The sequence below is a fragment of the Cupriavidus sp. LA-1 genome, from assembly GCF_055385985.1.
On record NZ_AP031388.1, the window covers coordinates 300,666 to 316,249 of the forward strand.

Sequence of the window (15,584 nt, forward strand, 5' to 3'; positions counted from 1 at the left end):
TGCGGCGATGTATCATGCTAAAGCATGCAAACACCGATGAAATAATGCTATGTCATTAGTTTCCCAATGCCGTCAGTTGCGTGAAGCCAGAGGCAAGACCCTGACCGACATCGGACGGGTATTGGGCATGGTCACCCAGAACCTGTCGGCGATCCTGCTCGGAAAGAAGGACAGCCGCGCCTCGACCCTTGAAGCCCTGGCGGCAGCCCTGGACGCGCAATGGGTCCTGGTACCGAACGAGCGTGCACAGGAAGTCAGGCAAGTCCTGGAAGGCAAAGGCAGCGGGCCCGACCGCAGCGCCCGCGGCGCACTCGACATCTTCCTGGACAAGGATTGATGAGCTACGAACTCCATCCCCGCTTCCTTGAGGTCCGGTTATGCGACCGGCTGTGCGGCTACCTGTGCGAGGCAGGCGGCAATGTCCGGTTCGTGCCGGCCGAGGCATTCCGGGGCGACACGGACCGGCCCACGCTGAGCCTGTCGATCACCGTCCCGACTGAAGCCGGCCGCAAGGCCACGGCCGAGGTGCTGGACAACCCCTTCCATCCCGCGATCTACAGCACTGGCCATGAGTTGCCGCCCTACTTTGCCGGCCTGCTGCCCGAAGGCGAACTGCGCAAGCGGCTGGAGGTCACGCGCAGCAATCCCGAAGACAAGGACGACTTCGGCATCCTGGCATCGGCCGGCAACGACCTGCCGGGGGCCGTTGTCGTCAGGCCGGCGGACGTCAGCGCCCTGCCCGCGTATGCCCGGGCCTATGGCGTGACCGGCGGCGCCGACAACCTGGAGATCGCCGTGGTCGAGGGCGCCACGCAAGGGGCCGCGTCGGTGTCCGGCGTGCAGAACAAGCTGGCCCTGTCGACGGTGCAGGACGGCAAGCGCTACACCCTGCCAACCCGAGGCAGGCTGTCCGACATCATCGCCAAGCTCCCTGCCAGGAACGATGACGCGCAGGTATTCAACGAATCGATTTCCATGCAGCTCGCGGCCGCTGCGGGCGTGCATGTTGCGGCGACGCGGGTCTTGCCGGTTTCGACCATCGAGGTGGAGGGGCTCGCCGAATCCCTGGGAGCGAACCTGCACTACCTTGCGGTCGACCGCTTCGACCGCACCCCGGCCGGGCGTGTGCATGCGGAAGACGGCTGCCAGATGCTGGGCCGGATGCCGGCAAGGAAGTACGCCAGCATCGAAGGCTACGTGCAACTCGTTGCCACCCTGTACCGGCTGAGCCCGAGCGGAGTCGAGCATGTCCGGCAGTTCTTCCTGCGCCAGGCGGTCAACACGCTGATCGGCAACAGCGACGCGCACCTGAAGAACTTCTCGGTGATCTACCACAACGGGGTCTTGCCGGAACTATCGCCGGCGTACGACATCGTCTGCGTGGCCGCGCTGCCCGGTTTCGCGACGTACGGCCAGAACGTCGCCATCGACAAGTTGCAGCGCGAAGAGACCCTGGCAACGTATGAGTCGATCGCGGAGAAGGCCGGCGTGCCGCGCCGGATCGCCACCGCCGCCGTCAAGGAAGCCGTAGCCCTGGCGCATGCCAACTGGCCGCGCATGCTGGATGAGCTGGATGCGCCGCGGGCAATTCGCGACGCGGTAACCGGGCGCCTTGAGACGCTGCCGCTTGCGAGGGCAGGCAGGTCGGGCAGGTGACCGGCCTGCCCCGATAGAGGGGGGCCGCAAGTTCATTGCCCATCGCCGCAATGGCCGATAATGCGCATTCCTCAAGCGCACCCCACCCCATGCCCGCAAGCAGCAACAGCACTGGACGCATCGACTGGACGACCCTGTTCCTGCTTACCTTCCCGCCGCTGAGCTGGGCCGGCAATGCCATCGTGGGCCGCCTCGCCGCCGGCACGGTGCCGCCCGTCACCCTGAACTGGGTGCGCTGGGTGCTGGCCGGCATGCTGCTGGCCCCCTTTGCCTGGCGCGGCGTGATCGCGCACCGCGCGGCACTGCGCCGGCACGCCGGCGTGATCACCGCCATGGGCATCCTGTCGATTGCCAGCTATAACGCCCTGCAGTACCTGGCGCTGACCACTTCGACACCGATCAACGTGACCCTGATCGGCGCATCCACGCCGCTGTTTCTGATCGTGATCGGTGCCATTTGCTTCGGCGAGCGGGTAAAGCCATGGCACGTCGCCGGCGCGCTGCTGTGCATGGTGGGCGTGACCTTCGTCCTGGTGCGCGGCGAACTCAGCCGGCTCGCCCAGCTGGACCTGGTGCCCGGCGACCTGTTCATGCTCGCGGCCACCATTTCCTGGAGCGCCTACACCTGGCTGCTGCGCAAGCAGCGCCCCGCCCTGCCCCTGCCCGTGCTGCTGTTCGCGCAGATCGTCACCGGCGTGCTGGCGAGCGCGCCGGTGACGGCATGGGAGCTGATGACGCTGGACCAGCCGCTGCAATGGAGCGGCAAGGTCGCGGCCATCCTGCTCTATGTGGCGACCATCCCGTCGCTGCTCGCCTACTTTGCCTGGGACCGCGCCATCGCCCGCGCGGGCGCGCAATTGCCCGTGTTCTTCATCACCCTGACGCCGGTGTTCGCGGCGCTGCTGTCCACGGTGCTGCTGGGAGACTGGCCACGTTGGTATCACGCTGTCGGGCTGGCAGCGATCGCGACGGGGATCTGGCTGGCGCAGCGGCGTTGAGGGGGGCCTTGAGTCGCTCCAGGGCGCTAACCGGCGTGGCCTGGCGATCTACCGATACGCACCATCCCCATCGAACCAGGCCACTTCCGCCTCTGCGTCGTCGGCGAGAAGGTGCGCTTCCAGCCATGGCGCCTCGGCCACATGAAATAGAGGATCGAGCGGCGCTTCACGGGGAAATCGTACTTTTCGTGCATGCATGCTCGTAAACTGCTTGTGAAATACTGTGTATGGCATATGGTATATCAGAGCCGCCGATATTCGCCGGCCTTCGGCCCGAGAGGCCGATGGGCCGCATGAGATGGTTGGCAGCCCGATGATTGCCGGCACGTTGGCCTAGCAGGCGCGATTCAGCACATCGAAGCATTAATGAATCAATGTTTTAGGGATTTTTATGATTACAGATTCTGAATAGAACTTGATGTTTGCCATTGTCGCCGTATAGAGACGGGCAGTTCGGATGGATATCGTGCGCAAGCAAATCGAAACCTCCCAACCTGTCCGCAGTCGGCGTAGTTCCAGGAGACAGTTATGAAAAGTCAGAACGCGCACCGCGGTGCGCTGGCCGCCCTATGCTCGATTGCCGCGTGCTTGGTTGCTGCGTGCGGAGGGTCGAACGACAACCCCACTGCGAACAACCCTGCTCAGACCAATCTCGCTCAACCGCACCTGGTGACAAATATTGCGGTGCCGAATGCAATAACCCCTCCGTTCACCTTCGATGTCAGCTACGCCGATAATGGTAAATATTTCCTGGCAGACCGAAACAACAAGGCGATCGATGTGGTCGACACCAGTACGAATCAACTGATCGAGCAAATCCCTGGGGGCTTTTTGGGCATCGGAGCAAGCCTGGACACCTCGGGGCCGAACGGACTGGTAGGCTTGCCTGGCACGACCACGTTGTACGTGGGAGACGTCAATTCGGTCAAGATCATCGACACCTCCTCCCAACTGCTTGTCAAGACGATCCCGCTCAACACCTCAGGTACGCGCGTCGACGGAGGCTGTTTCGATTCCGACGATCACCTGGTCGGCATTACAAGTCCAGCCGAGACTCCGCCGTACACGACGTTCATCAACACGGATACGCAAACCATCGTCGGGCGCCTGACATTCACCGGCTCGTCGGGCCTCGAGTCATGCGCCTACGACCCAGGCACGAAAAGCTTCCTCATCAACAACGACGGAACGACGGCAAATCCGGACGGCGAACTTGACGTGATCCCGGCGAGTTCGATTGTCGCCGGGCAACCGGCCGTGACGAAAGCGTTTCCGCTGGGATCGTGTGCGCCCAGCGGCCTCGCGCTCGGACCGAACCAGGATGTGATGGTTGGATGCGACCCGAGCCCGGGCAGTCCACTCATTACCCTGATTCTCGACCGCACCAACGGCAAGGTGCTCTCGAAGCTTCCGTTCGGCGGCGTCGATCAGATTGCCTACGACAACGTGTCGAACCGCTATTTCCTGCCCGCACGCCACTGGACGGCCAGTGGTACCGCGGCGGCTTCGGGGTTCACTCCGCAAATGGCGGTTGTGGACGCGGCCAGCCGGACGATCATCACGCAACTGCCGGTGGGCGCCGGCGCGCATTCGGTTGCGGTCGACGGCAAGTCGGGTCAGGTTTATGTGCCATACCAGCCGGGAAAAGACGCGACGTTTCCTAACGCCGGGATCTCGGTGTTCACTGTAGGCTGAGCGCATGGGAGACGGTGCTTGCGTAGCCGCCCGGCTCGCGCTGGCACCGTCGAGCACGTTGTGGCTTGCCCCTGGCGCGGGCGTGTCGCACTCAGGGGCTGCCCTCAGCGGCAGCCCCCAGGATCCGCATCCCCCGCTGGATCTGCTCCACCGTCAAACTCGCATATCCCAGCACCAACCCGGCCGGTCGGGACTGACCATGCGCCTGAGCCCCCGCAAACAACGGCGATACCGGATAGACCCCCACACCCTTCCTGCGCGCTGCAGCCACCAGCGCTGGCTCGTCCCGGGGCCGCAGCGACGGCAACCACAGCACCACATGCAGCCCCGCCGCCGTACCGCTGACCTCGGCGTCCCCTGGCAGGTAGCGCGCAATGCCGTCAAGCAACGCCGTCCGGCGCCGCTCGTTTTCCCGGCGCGTGCGGCGCACATGGCGCTCGTAGGCACCGCTTTCGATCAGCGCCGCCAGTGCGCGCTGCTCCAGCACGGGCGCATGGCGGTCGGCCAGCCGCTTGGTCTGCCGGAACACTGGCACCAGCTCAGGCGGCAGCACCAGGTAGCCGAGCCGCAGTTGCGGGGACAGCGCCTTGGAGAAGGTGCCGACGTAGATCACGCGGCCGTCGGTGTCGATCGAGCGCAGCGTGTCGATCGGGCGCTGGCCGTAGCGGAACTCGCCGTCGTAGTCGTCCTCGATGATCCAGGCGTCGTGGCGCCGGGCCCATTGCAGCAGGTCCAGGCGCCGGCCGATCGGCAGCACGCCCCCCAGCGGGAACTGGTGCGACGGCGTCACGTACACCAGGCGGACACGATCGTCCTGGGGCAGCCTGCCGGTATCCAGGCCATGCCCGTCCACCGGCGTTGCCAGGCATCTGGCGCCGGTGGCTTCGAAGCAGCGCCTTGCCATCAGGTAGCCAGGGTCTTCGAAGGCAAAGGCATCGCCGGCATCCAGCAGCAGCCGCGCACACAGGTCGATGGCCTGCTGCGAGCCATGCACCACCAGGATTTGCTCAGCCTCGCAGGCCAGTCCCCGGGCACGTCGCAGATAGCCCTGGAGGGCGCGTCGCAGCGATGCCTCGCCTTCGGGCGGGGCGTAGGACAGGCTGTCTTGCTGATGCAGCAGTTCGGCCTGGTAGGCACGCCGCCAGGCCAGGGTTGGAAAGTCCCGGGAAGCTACCGCCCCATACAGGAAGTCGAAGCGCACCGGTTCAGCCTGCGGCGGTGCAGGCATGTCGAGCCCTGCCACGCGGCGCCCGAACTCGGACAGGGCTGGGGCAGACCTGGCGCGCCGGCCTGCGGTGACCCCGGCTGGTGCCGGCGCCACCAACGGGCTGGCGATTCGGGCCACCCGCCCCACGGCCGTGACGAGGAAGCCCTCGGCCGCGAGTTGCTCGTAGGCCGCGGTGACGGTGGTACGCGACACCCCCAACTCGGATGCCAGGGCTCGCGTGGACGGCGCCCGCGCGCCCGGCGGCAGCGTGCCGTCGGCGATCTGGGCGCGCAGCAGGTCATAGATGCGGCGCCCCGCCCCCGTGGCGCCGGGACGGTTGCCGGCTGGCTGGCGTAACTGGCCCATAGAGAATCCTGAAAACTGGACCTTCCGATTGTGCCAGTTGTGGGCGAGAGTATCGAACATGCCATCGCTTCCGACTCCCCACGATGTACATTCCTGCCCACTTTGCTGAAAACCGGCCCGAGGAACTGGGCCGCATCATCCGCGAGCACCCACTGGGGATGCTGGTCACGCAAGGCAGCGCCGGACTGGATGCCGACCACATCCCGTTCGAGTTCGACGCCGACGTGGGACCCCACGGCGTGCTCACTGCCCACGTGGCGCGCGCCAACCCGCTCTGGCAGCGTTGCCCCACGGGCACACCGGTCATGGTCGTCTTTCGCGGCGCCGAGGCCTATATCTCGCCCAGCTGGTACCCGAGCAAGCATGAGACGCACCGCCAGGTGCCGACCTGGAACTACGAGGTAGTACACGCGCACGGCGCGATCACCGTGCATGACGACGAGCGCTTCGTTCGCCGACTCGTTGCACGCCTGACACGGCGGTACGAGGCGGCCGAACCGAAGCCCTGGAAGATCGGGGACGCCCCGCCAGAGTTCATCGACAGCATGCTGCGCAATATCGTCGGCATCGAGATCGCCATCACGTCGCTGGTGTGCAAGGTCAAGCTCAGCCAGAACAGGGAGCCGCGGGATCGCATCGGCGCCGCCGACACCCTGGAGGCGCGGGGGTATGGCGAACTTGCGCAGTCCATGCGCAACGCTGGTTGAATCAGCGGCCCTTCCAAGGGCCGTGCATCGCAACGCACGGGCTACCAGCAGGAAAACGCGGCGCGGCTGGAGATCAAAACGCGCAGGATCGGTTCAGGACCGCTTCAGCCCCGCGGCGAAGATCGCCTTCACATCCGGCACTTCCTCTGCCCGGATTGCCTGCTCCACCACGCGCTTCTCGATGTGGTTCAGATGCGTGGTAATCATGTCGATGGTGGCCTGCACGGATGGCGTCTTGAGCGCCTCGACCAGTTCACGGTGCTCCGTCGGCGCGCATTCGATGAATTCCTCCGGATCGTACAGCGCCTTGTAAAGCTCGGTCTTGGCGATCAGCCGCTGCACGAATGCCAGCAGGTCGGCACTGCCAACCATCTCGGTCAGCAGCGCATGGAAGCCGCCCGCCAGACGGACGGACTCCTCGCGGCGGTGCGCGTGGAATGCCGCTTCCTCGGCCTCAACATGCTGTGTCAGCCGGGCAAGCTGTTCGGCGGATAAACGCCCGCACAGCGTGGCCACGATGCCGACTTCGACCGCGCGCCGGGCGCTGTAGACCTCGCGTATGGCCTCGACCGACGGCTGCGGCACGAAGGCGCCGCGGTTGGGCTCCAGGTCGAGCTTGCCCTCCGCGCCCAGCCGCGCCAGCACTTTGCGCACCGCGCCGCGCGTGCAATCGAACGCCTCTGCCAGGCTGCGCTCGCGCAGCGGCATGCCGGGGCGCAGCTTGCCGGCCAGCAGCGCAGCCGTGATCGCCGCATGGACGCGGTCCTCTACCCCCGCCTCGGCCTGAGCATCGGCACTGGCCCTGTCCTCCGCGGCAACGGGCCTGGTGTGACGGATGAGCGATGTAGGCATGGAAGGATCCCTATGTGGCGAGCGACGTGAGCAGCATGTGCCATCGCTGAAGAGAATAAAACGGCGCGCTGATCATTGTATGCGATGCGCGACATGGTCACCCATTCCCCCGGGAAATCACCAACCATCATGGTTGACCAAATATCCTACACTTGGTCAACCAAAACGACACCGCGGAGGAGACACCGTGAAACCCATCCATTGGCTGGCGGCATTGCCGCTGATCGCCATCTACAGTGGCGGCCTGATTGCCCGGCACGTTCACTCCCTTGTGCTGGGCATCCCTTTCCTGTTGTTCTGGAACGGTCTGTGGGCCGTACTGACCTCGGCGATCATGGCGCTGATGTTCCGCCATGACGGCAGCGCTTGCGAGGAGCAGTCATGAGCAGCGCCCTTCTTGTGATCGCCTTCTTCCTGGCCTTTGCCCTGTTCGTCGGCATCCGCGCGAAAGGCGGCCGGACCATGAACCTGGAGCAATGGTCGGTCGGGGGCCGCGGCTTCGGCACCATCCTGGTATTCCTGCTGATGGCCGGCGAATCCTTCTCCACGACGATCTTCCTTGGCGCAAGCGGATGGGCCTACAGCAAGGGACCGCCGGTGTTCTACATCCTCGCCTACGGGTGCATGGCCTACCTGCTGGGTTACTGGATCCTGCCGCGCGTGTGGCGCTATGCCACGGCGCACAAGCTGGTCTCGTTTTCCGACTACTTCGCCAGCAAGTACGACAGCCGCGCGCTGGGCGTGCTGGTGTCGCTGGTGGCCGTGCTGGGCATGGCCTCGCTGCTGATCATCCAGTTGCGCGGACTGGGAATCATCGTGTCCGAAGCCTCGTACGGCTCCATCTCCGAACCGGTGGCGGTCTGGGGCGGCGCACTGGCGATGGTCTGCTACATCCTGGTCTCGGGCATCCATGGGTCGGCCAGCATTGCGATCTTCAAGGACATCCTGATCGTCTCGCTGGCGGTATTCCTGGGCATCTACCTGCCCCTGCACTACTACGGCGGCTACGGCGAGATGTTCCAGGCGATCGAGGCGGCGCACCCCGGCTTCCTGCAGATGCCGGCAGAGGGCCTGAACCTGTCCTGGTACAACTCGACGATCCTGCTGACCATGCTCGGCTATTTCCTGTACCCGCATGTGTTCATCTCGGTGTATTCGGCTTCGAGCGCGAAAGCGGTACGCCGGAACGCGGTGGTGATGCCCATCTACCAGCTTGTGATCGCCTTCATGTTCCTGGTGGGCTTCGCCGCCATCCTGAAGGTACCCGGCCTGGAAGGCGCGGATTCCGACCTGGCGCTGCTCAGGCTGGCCAAGCAGACCTTCGACCCGTGGTTTATCGGCGTCATCGGCGGCGCCGGCATCCTGACCGCGCTGGTGCCGGGTTCCACCATCCTGCTGAGCGCGTCCACGCTGATCGCCAAGAACGTCTACCAGCAGGGCTTTGCTCCCCGTGCGACGGAACGGCAGATCACGCTGATCGCCAAATGCGTGCTGCCCCTGTTCGCCCTGGCGGCGGTGTACTTCGTGCTGCGCGGCGGCGCGACCTTCGTGGCGCTGGCGCTGTTTGCCTCCAGCCTGCTGACGCAGCTCTTTCCGTCGTTCTTCTTCAGCCTGCTGCCGCGCCAGTTCGGCAACAAGTACGCGGCATTCGCAGGGATCCTTGCCGGGGGCTCGGTGCTGGGCCATCTGACGCTGTCGGGCAAAGGCCTTGCGGCATGGCTGCCGGGCTGGCCCGCCGTCCATTCGCTCAACGCCGGGCTGGTGGCGCTGGCGGTCAACCTGGCTGTGTTCGTGACCGTCGGTGCGCTCACGCGAAACCGGGCCATGATGCCGGCGGCGCAGGCCGTTTCATCCTGACATGACGGGAATTGCAATGACTCAATTGTTGGTGCGCAAGGTCCGGCTCCCCGCCGGAAATACGGTCGATATCCTGATGGCGGGCGGCAAGTTCGCCAGCATCGGCCCCGGGCTCGAAGCGCCGCCCGGTTGCCGGGTCGAGGACGGCGCGGGCGCCCTGGCGCTGCCCGGCCTGGTGGAAGCGCATACCCACCTCGACAAGACCCTGTGGGGCATGCCCTGGTATCGCAACGAGGTCGGGCCCAACCTGACCGACCGCATCGACAACGAGCGCCACTGGCGCGCCGCCACCGGCCACGATGCCCGCGCGCAATCGCTGGTGCTGGCGCGCGCCTTCCTTGCCGCGGGCACCACGCGGCTGCGCACCCATGTCGATATCGACACCGATGCCGGCCTGCGCCACCTGCACGGCGTGGTCGCCACGCGCGACGCGCTGTCCGCGCAGATGGACATGCAGATCGTCGCCTTCCCGCAGTCCGGCGTGCTCGGACGCCCCGGCACCGAAGCCCTGCTGGACGAAGCGCTGCGCAGCGGCGCCGACATCCTGGGGGGACTCGACCCTTGCGCCATCGAAGGCGACCCGGTGCGCGCGCTGGACCTGCTGTTCGGCCTCGCGCAGCGCCATGGCCGGCCGCTCGACATCCATCTGCACGAGCCCGGCAGCATGGGGGCCTGGTCCCTCGACCTGATCCTGCAACGCACGGCCGCGCTGGGCATGCGCGGCATGGTGACCGTCAGCCATGCCTTCTGCCTTGGCGACATTGCCGAACGCGAGCGCGATGCGCTGCTGCAGCGCATCGCCGACCTGGGCGTGGTCATCGTCACCACCGCGCCGCCGTCGCGCCCGGTGCCGCCGGTCGCCGCGTGCCGCGCGGCGGGCGTCAGGATCGTGGGCGGCAACGACGGCATCCGCGATACCTGGACGCCCTACGGCTCCCCCGACATGCTGGAGCGGGCCATGCTGATCGGGCTGCGCAACAACTTCCGCCGCGACGACGAACTCGCCGTTGCGCTCGACTGCGTGACCCACGCGGCGGCGCAGGCATGCGGCTTCCAACACTACGGCCTGGCACCGGGCGACCGGGCCGACCTGGTGCTGGTCGCGGCGGAAACCATGGCCGAGGCAGTTGTGGCACGGCCGGCCAGGCAACTGGTGGTGTCGGCAGGCCGTGTCGTGGCGCGCAATGGCGCCCTGGCATGAACACATCCGCCGCGCCTGACCGCGTGCCGTCCGGGCTGCTGGCAGCCATCCTGCTGGTTGGACTCACGCTGCGCCCGACGCTGACGTCTGTCAGTCCGCTGCTGTCGGCAATCCGTGCAGCCACCGGCATGACTTACCAGCTGGCTTCCATGCTGACGGTCCTGCCGGTGCTGACGATGGGAGGCTTCGCGCTGCTGGCCGGCCCCACGCTCGGGCGCCGGCTGGGCGAGCGCGCCGGCATCGCAGCGGGACTGGTGGCCATCGGCCTGGCCTGCACGCTGCGCTTCTTCGTGACGGATGCCACGTGGCTGATCGCCAGCGCGGGCCTGGCAGGGTGCGGCATCGCAGTCGTCCAGGCGCTGATGCCGGGCGTGATCAAGCAACACTATGCGGCGCGCACGCCGACCGCGATGGGCATCTACTCGGCCGCCATCATGGCGGGCGGCGGACTGGGCGCCGCTTTCAGCCCGGTGGTCGCCCACCGCCTGCATGACTGGCATGCCGGGCTGGGTGTGTGGGCGGGCCTGGCCGCCATTGGCCTGGTGCTCTGGTGGGGTGCGCGACGGCCTGCCCCCGCGCCACGCAATATTCCCAGTGCCTCACGCGGCGCGCCCGTGGCCCGGCGCCGGGCGTGGCTGCTGGCCCTGTACTTCGGACTGATCAACAGCATCTATGCCAGCATGGTGGCATGGCTGCCGGCGTTCTACATGCAGCAAGGCCGCGGCACGCAGGAAAGCGGCATACTGCTGGCCTGCATGACGGCGTGCCAGGTCCTGGCCGCGCTGGCACTGCCGTGGCTGGCCCGGCGCAACCCCGACCGGCGCCCCTGGCTGCTGCTGGGGATGTCGCTGATGCTCGTTGGCCTCTTTGGCTGCATCGTCAGCCCGGCGCATGGCGCCGTGGCATGGGTGGGCTCGGTGGGACTGGGCCTGGGCGGCAGCTTCGCGCTGAGCCTGATCCTGACCCTCGATCACCTCGACCATCCGGAACAAGCCGGCCAGCTGAGCGCGTTCGTGCAGGGCGTCGGTTTCATGATCGCCGCGGTCTCGCCGTTTGCGACAGGATGGATCCGGGATATCAGCGGCAGCTTCTCGCCGGCATGGATCGCGCTGGCCATCAACGCGGTCATACTGATCGCCATGACCAGCCGCTTTCATCCGGCCGGCTACCGGGGCACAAACCAGGGGCCACTGCAGGCGACAGCGGAATAAATCGCGGTCGCGAAGCGTTTACTGCATTGACAGGATCGCGCCAGCAGCAAGGCGCGGGTGCCTGGCGTCGCTTTCGAGGCGCAATTGTGCTGCTTGCACGGCTTGCCCCCTGGAGACCGAAATGAAAGTGCTCCGTCTGATTTCAGGCCTGTTGCTTGCCGTGATGGCAGTGGCCGCGTGCTCCACCGACAGTGGCATGGATCCCTCCGGCAGTTCGGCTCAATCCCGGGGTCGCAGTAGCCAGGGAACGGGCGGCGGATATCGCAGCGGCTACTGATGCGTCCTGGCGGGGTCGACCTCGAGGAGAACGCATCCCGGTGAGCCTGCGCGACGACCTCGCCGCCTGCCTGCCGCAGTTGCGCCGTTATGCGCGCGCGCTGACGGGCGATGCCGCATGGGCGGACGACCTGGTGCAGGACACGGTCGAGCGCGCGCTTGGGCGCACCTCGTTGCTGCGCGCCAACAGCAATACGCGCGCCTGGTTGATGACCATCTTGCGCCACCTCTATGTCGACCAGTTGCGCAAGCGCCGCGAGCTGGCACTGGATGCCGATGACCCGCTGTGGCAGCGGCTGGAAGCGCCGGCCGTGGAGGTCGACGGGCTGCTGCTGCTCGATGTGCAGCGCGCGCTCTACCGCCTGCCGCTGGAGCAGCGCGAGGTGCTTCTGCTGGTGGCGCTGGAGCAACTGAGCTACCGCGAAACCGCCGCCATCCTGCAGGTGCCGGTGGGCACGGTGATGTCGCGGCTGTCGCGGGCGCGCGAGCACCTGCGCGAGCTGCTCGGCGGCGATGCCGGCAGCCGGGCCAACGTATTCAAAGTCGTGAGGAAGACGCCATGACTGACGATCGGGGTTCCGCCGCCCTGCCAACAGGGCCGGAGATCGAGCGGCTCTCGGCGCTGGTCGATGGCGAGCTTGCGCCGCACGAGCAGGCCGAGCTTGTGGCCGCGCTGGCGCATGACGTCCAGGCCAGCGCACGCGTCGCGGATTACCAGCGCCAGTGCGCGGCACTCAGGTCGCTGTTCCCGCTGCCGACCGATGTCCGCTATGTACTGGTGCAGCCGCGCCGCGCGTGGTGGTGGCGCGCGGCGGCTGGGCTGGCCTGCGTCGGTGCGGGGTTGCTGCTCGGCACCAGCAACGCCTGGCTGCCCGCGCGCGAGGCCGATCCCTGGGACTTCGCCCGCCATGCCGACCTCGCCTACGCGGTCTTTGCGCCGGACCAGCGCCATCCGGTGGAAGTGGCGGCAACCGACCAGGCGCACCTGGTGGCATGGCTGTCGCGCCGCCTGGGGCGGACGCTGACCATCCCGGTGCTGGACGAGTACGGCTACACGCTGATGGGCGGGCGGCTGTTGCCGGGCGCGGCCGGTCCGGCGGCCCAGATGATGTATCAGAACCAGGCGGGCGAGCGTCTCACGCTGTACATCACCGCGGCGGCGCCGCAGCGCACCGCCTTCCGTTTGCTGCGCCAGGATGACCGGCGCACGTTCTACTGGGCCAGCGCGGGTGCCGGTTACGCACTCTCGGGCCAGCGCAGCGAGCCGCGCCTGCGCGACATCGCGATTGACGTCTGCAGCAGCCTGGGCGGCAATCCGCAGGCATGGGAGTGAAGCCTGCCGCCGCGTAGCCACATGGAATAAAACGTGCCCCTGAGCCGTTTACAACATGCAGGACCGCCATGTCAGCGAATGCACGGCGCGGGCCGGCAGGCAAACCGACGTGCCATGAGATCCGCGAGGGCGCATACGTCGGGACGTTGAGGACGGAGTAACCATCATGGGCAAGGCTTTTGCGGCCGTGGCGACAGTGTTCGCAGGCCTCAGCTTTGGCGCTGCGGCGCCGGCCGAGGAATTGGAGTCGACGCCTTGCCAGCAAGTGGTTGGACAGGCCGAGATCGGCGGCGAGCTGCAGGACATCTCCGGCGTGGCATGCCTGCAGCCGGACGGGACCTGGCAGCTGGTCGACAGCGCCAGCGGAGTGGTCACCTATGCACCCCCGGCCTATTACTATGATCCCTGGTACTGGGCGCCGGTCGGCGTGGGCTTCGGTGCCAGCGTGATCTTCGTCGACCGCTTCCATCGCTTCCACCCTATGCACCGGGTGTTCTTCCGCAGGTCGGGAGTGATCGTTCACGGTGGCTTCCATGGCGGCTTCCCGGGCGGCTTCCACCGAGGATTCCAGGGTGGGGGCGGTTCACATGGCGGCTTTCATGGTGGCGGCATGCACCACTGAGGAAGGCGGACATCGCATCTGAATGTATGGCAACGCTCCACTGGGCTGGGGAGGCACTTCCTATTCGGAAATTGACAGGCTAATGTTGGACTATGCCGCGGGCAGACGAGGGAGGCGGCCATGAGCATGGTCTCAACAGAACCCGGCAGCTATCACGTTGCGCGGCCGCAAAACCCCGGTGAAGTCATCGACCTGATCCGGACGCACGCGATCCAGGTCGTCGACCTCAGGTTCACCGACCTGCCCGGCGTGTGGCAGCACTTCTCGATCACGCTGCCGGAAATCAACGACGACCTGTTCTCGGCCGGGATCGGCTTCGACGGGTCTTCCATTCGCGGGTTCCAGGAAATACACGAGTCCGATATGCTGGTCAGGCCTGACCCGGCCACAGCATTCATCGATCCGTTTTGCGCAGCACCGACGCTGGCGCTGATCTGCGACGTGCTGGACCCTGTCCTGCACCAGCCCTACTCGCGCGATCCGCGCTACATCGCCCGAAAGGCGGAACAGTACCTCCGGCAAACCGGCCTGGCTACGGTCTGCTACCTGGGTCCCGAACTGGAGTTCTTCATTTTCGATTCCATTCGCTTCGGGCAGGACCAGCACTCCTGCTACTACCATGTCGAATCCGCCGAAGGCGAATGGAACTCGGGCCGCGACGAAGGCGCCTATGGCGGCGGCAATCTTGGCTACAAGCAGCGCTACAAGGGCGGGTACTTTCCCGTGCCGCCAAGCGATACGCTGCAGGACATCCGCTCCGAAATCGTACTCGCGCTGATGCAGGCCGGCATCCAGGTCGAGGTGCATCACCACGAGGTCGCCACGGCGGGCCAGAATGAAATCGACATGCGCTTTGCGCCACTGACGCGCATGGCGGACAACGTGATGATGTACAAGTACATCTGCAAGAACGTTGCGCGCCGCCACGGCAAGGTCGCCACCTTCATGCCCAAGCCCCTGTTTGCCGACAACGCGAGCGGCATGCATTGCCACCAGAGCCTCTGGCGCGACGCCGAGAACCTCTTCTATGACGCGAACGGCTGGGCGCAGACGTCCCAGCTGTGCCGTTGGTACATTGGCGGCTTGCTCAGCCACGCCCCCGCGCTGATGGCCTTCTGCGCACCGAGCACCAACTCCTACAAGCGGCTGGTGCCCGGATACGAGGCGCCTGTCAATCTGGCCATGTCGCAGCGCAACCGCTCCGCCGCGGCCAGGATTCCAATGGTTTCGGACTCCCCGGGCGCCAGGCGCGTTGAATTCCGCTGCCCTGACCCGTCCGCCAATGCCTACCTTGCCTTCTCGGCAATGCTGCTCGCCGGCCTTGACGGCATTGAAAACCAGACGGACCCCGGCGCCCCGCTCGACAAGAACATCTATGAACTGCCACCGGAGGAAGCCGCCGGCATCCGGCAGGTTCCGGGCTCCCTCGAGGAATCGCTTTGCGCGCTGGAATCCGACTCGGCGTTCCTGCGAAAAGGCGATGTCTTCACGGAAGACCTGATCCGGACCTGGATCGATGACAAGCGCACCCGCGAGATCGATACCTTGAAGTTGCGGCCACACCCGTGGGAGTTTTACCTCTACTTCGACATCTGACCGCCTT

General features: G+C 66.2%; 17 protein-coding genes. 14 read left to right on the plus strand and 3 right to left on the minus strand.

Annotated features, from left to right (window positions below; all coding sequences use genetic code 11):
- Window positions 1-49: 49 nt before the first annotated feature.
- The 3 genes from ACZ5MJ_RS20410 (at window position 50) to ACZ5MJ_RS20420 (ending at window position 2,654) form a co-directional block, all read left to right on the plus strand.
- Window positions 50-337 carry a helix-turn-helix domain-containing protein gene (locus tag ACZ5MJ_RS20410; protein ID WP_464225441.1) on the plus strand — a complete coding sequence of 96 codons (288 nt, stop codon included), beginning with the start codon at window positions 50-52 and terminating at the stop codon, window positions 335-337.
- On the plus strand, window positions 337-1,656 hold the full coding sequence (locus ACZ5MJ_RS20415; RefSeq protein ID WP_464225442.1) for a type II toxin-antitoxin system HipA family toxin: 1,320 nt from the start codon (window positions 337-339) through the stop codon (window positions 1,654-1,656). The genes ACZ5MJ_RS20410 and ACZ5MJ_RS20415 overlap by 1 nt, the downstream gene beginning before the upstream one ends.
- 89 nt (window positions 1,657-1,745) lie before the next feature.
- Window positions 1,746-2,654: a DMT family transporter gene (locus ACZ5MJ_RS20420; protein WP_464225443.1), complete on the plus strand. Its 909-nt coding sequence runs from the start codon at window positions 1,746-1,748 to the stop codon at window positions 2,652-2,654.
- 48 nt (window positions 2,655-2,702) lie between these two features.
- Here ACZ5MJ_RS20420 and ACZ5MJ_RS20425 read toward each other — a convergent pair whose 3' ends face one another.
- Window positions 2,703-2,852 (minus strand): hypothetical protein, encoded by a 150-nt coding sequence (locus ACZ5MJ_RS20425; protein WP_464225444.1) that lies wholly within the window; start codon window positions 2,850-2,852, stop codon window positions 2,703-2,705.
- Between the two features lie 330 nt (window positions 2,853-3,182).
- Between ACZ5MJ_RS20425 and ACZ5MJ_RS20430 the strand changes: the two genes are divergently transcribed.
- The gene (locus ACZ5MJ_RS20430; protein WP_464225445.1) at window positions 3,183-4,349 is read left to right on the plus strand and encodes a YncE family protein; all 1,167 of its coding nucleotides are present in this window, start codon (window positions 3,183-3,185) and stop codon (window positions 4,347-4,349) included.
- A 91-nt stretch (window positions 4,350-4,440) separates the two neighbouring features.
- Here the strand turns inward: ACZ5MJ_RS20430 and pdxR are convergent, their stop codons facing one another.
- Window positions 4,441-5,922: a MocR-like pyridoxine biosynthesis transcription factor PdxR gene (pdxR, locus tag ACZ5MJ_RS20435; RefSeq protein ID WP_464225446.1), complete on the minus strand. Its 1,482-nt coding sequence runs from the start codon at window positions 5,920-5,922 to the stop codon at window positions 4,441-4,443.
- An 83-nt stretch (window positions 5,923-6,005) separates the two neighbouring features.
- Here pdxR and ACZ5MJ_RS20440 point away from each other — a divergent pair, with 83 nt between their 5' ends.
- Window positions 6,006-6,629, plus strand: coding sequence for an FMN-binding negative transcriptional regulator (locus tag ACZ5MJ_RS20440; protein WP_464225447.1), 624 nt, complete (start codon window positions 6,006-6,008; stop codon window positions 6,627-6,629).
- Window positions 6,630-6,722: 93 nt separating this feature from the next.
- Here ACZ5MJ_RS20440 and ACZ5MJ_RS20445 read toward each other — a convergent pair whose 3' ends face one another.
- Window positions 6,723-7,481 (minus strand): GntR family transcriptional regulator, encoded by a 759-nt coding sequence (locus ACZ5MJ_RS20445; RefSeq protein ID WP_464225448.1) that lies wholly within the window; start codon window positions 7,479-7,481, stop codon window positions 6,723-6,725.
- Window positions 7,482-7,668: 187 nt separating this feature from the next.
- Between ACZ5MJ_RS20445 and ACZ5MJ_RS20450 the strand changes: the two genes are divergently transcribed.
- The 9 genes from ACZ5MJ_RS20450 (at window position 7,669) to glnA (ending at window position 15,577) form a co-directional block, all read left to right on the plus strand.
- On the plus strand, window positions 7,669-7,866 hold the full coding sequence (locus ACZ5MJ_RS20450; RefSeq protein WP_464225449.1) for a DUF3311 domain-containing protein: 198 nt from the start codon (window positions 7,669-7,671) through the stop codon (window positions 7,864-7,866).
- Window positions 7,863-9,338, plus strand: coding sequence for a sodium:solute symporter family protein (locus ACZ5MJ_RS20455; protein ID WP_464225450.1), 1,476 nt, complete (start codon window positions 7,863-7,865; stop codon window positions 9,336-9,338). Before ACZ5MJ_RS20450 ends, ACZ5MJ_RS20455 begins: the two co-directional genes overlap by 4 nt.
- Before the next feature lie 16 nt (window positions 9,339-9,354).
- Window positions 9,355-10,539, plus strand: coding sequence for an amidohydrolase family protein (locus ACZ5MJ_RS20460; RefSeq protein WP_464225451.1), 1,185 nt, complete (start codon window positions 9,355-9,357; stop codon window positions 10,537-10,539).
- Window positions 10,536-11,750: a cyanate transporter gene (locus ACZ5MJ_RS20465; protein WP_464225452.1), complete on the plus strand. Its 1,215-nt coding sequence runs from the start codon at window positions 10,536-10,538 to the stop codon at window positions 11,748-11,750. Before ACZ5MJ_RS20460 ends, ACZ5MJ_RS20465 begins: the two co-directional genes overlap by 4 nt.
- Window positions 11,751-11,871: 121 nt before the next feature.
- Window positions 11,872-12,027, plus strand: coding sequence for a hypothetical protein (locus ACZ5MJ_RS20470; RefSeq protein WP_464225453.1), 156 nt, complete (start codon window positions 11,872-11,874; stop codon window positions 12,025-12,027).
- Between the two features lie 40 nt (window positions 12,028-12,067).
- The gene (locus ACZ5MJ_RS20475; RefSeq protein ID WP_464225454.1) at window positions 12,068-12,589 is read left to right on the plus strand and encodes a sigma-70 family RNA polymerase sigma factor; all 522 of its coding nucleotides are present in this window, start codon (window positions 12,068-12,070) and stop codon (window positions 12,587-12,589) included.
- On the plus strand, window positions 12,586-13,359 hold the full coding sequence (locus tag ACZ5MJ_RS20480) for an anti-sigma factor family protein (RefSeq protein WP_464225455.1): 774 nt from the start codon (window positions 12,586-12,588) through the stop codon (window positions 13,357-13,359). Before ACZ5MJ_RS20475 ends, ACZ5MJ_RS20480 begins: the two co-directional genes overlap by 4 nt.
- A 166-nt stretch (window positions 13,360-13,525) precedes the next feature.
- Complete coding sequence (locus tag ACZ5MJ_RS20485; RefSeq protein WP_464225456.1) at window positions 13,526-13,981, plus strand: hypothetical protein; 456 nt, start codon at window positions 13,526-13,528, stop codon at window positions 13,979-13,981.
- A gap of 120 nt (window positions 13,982-14,101) precedes the next feature.
- On the plus strand, window positions 14,102-15,577 hold the full coding sequence (gene glnA / locus ACZ5MJ_RS20490) for a type I glutamate--ammonia ligase (RefSeq protein ID WP_464225457.1): 1,476 nt from the start codon (window positions 14,102-14,104) through the stop codon (window positions 15,575-15,577).
- The last annotated feature ends 7 nt before the right edge of the window (window positions 15,578-15,584 follow it).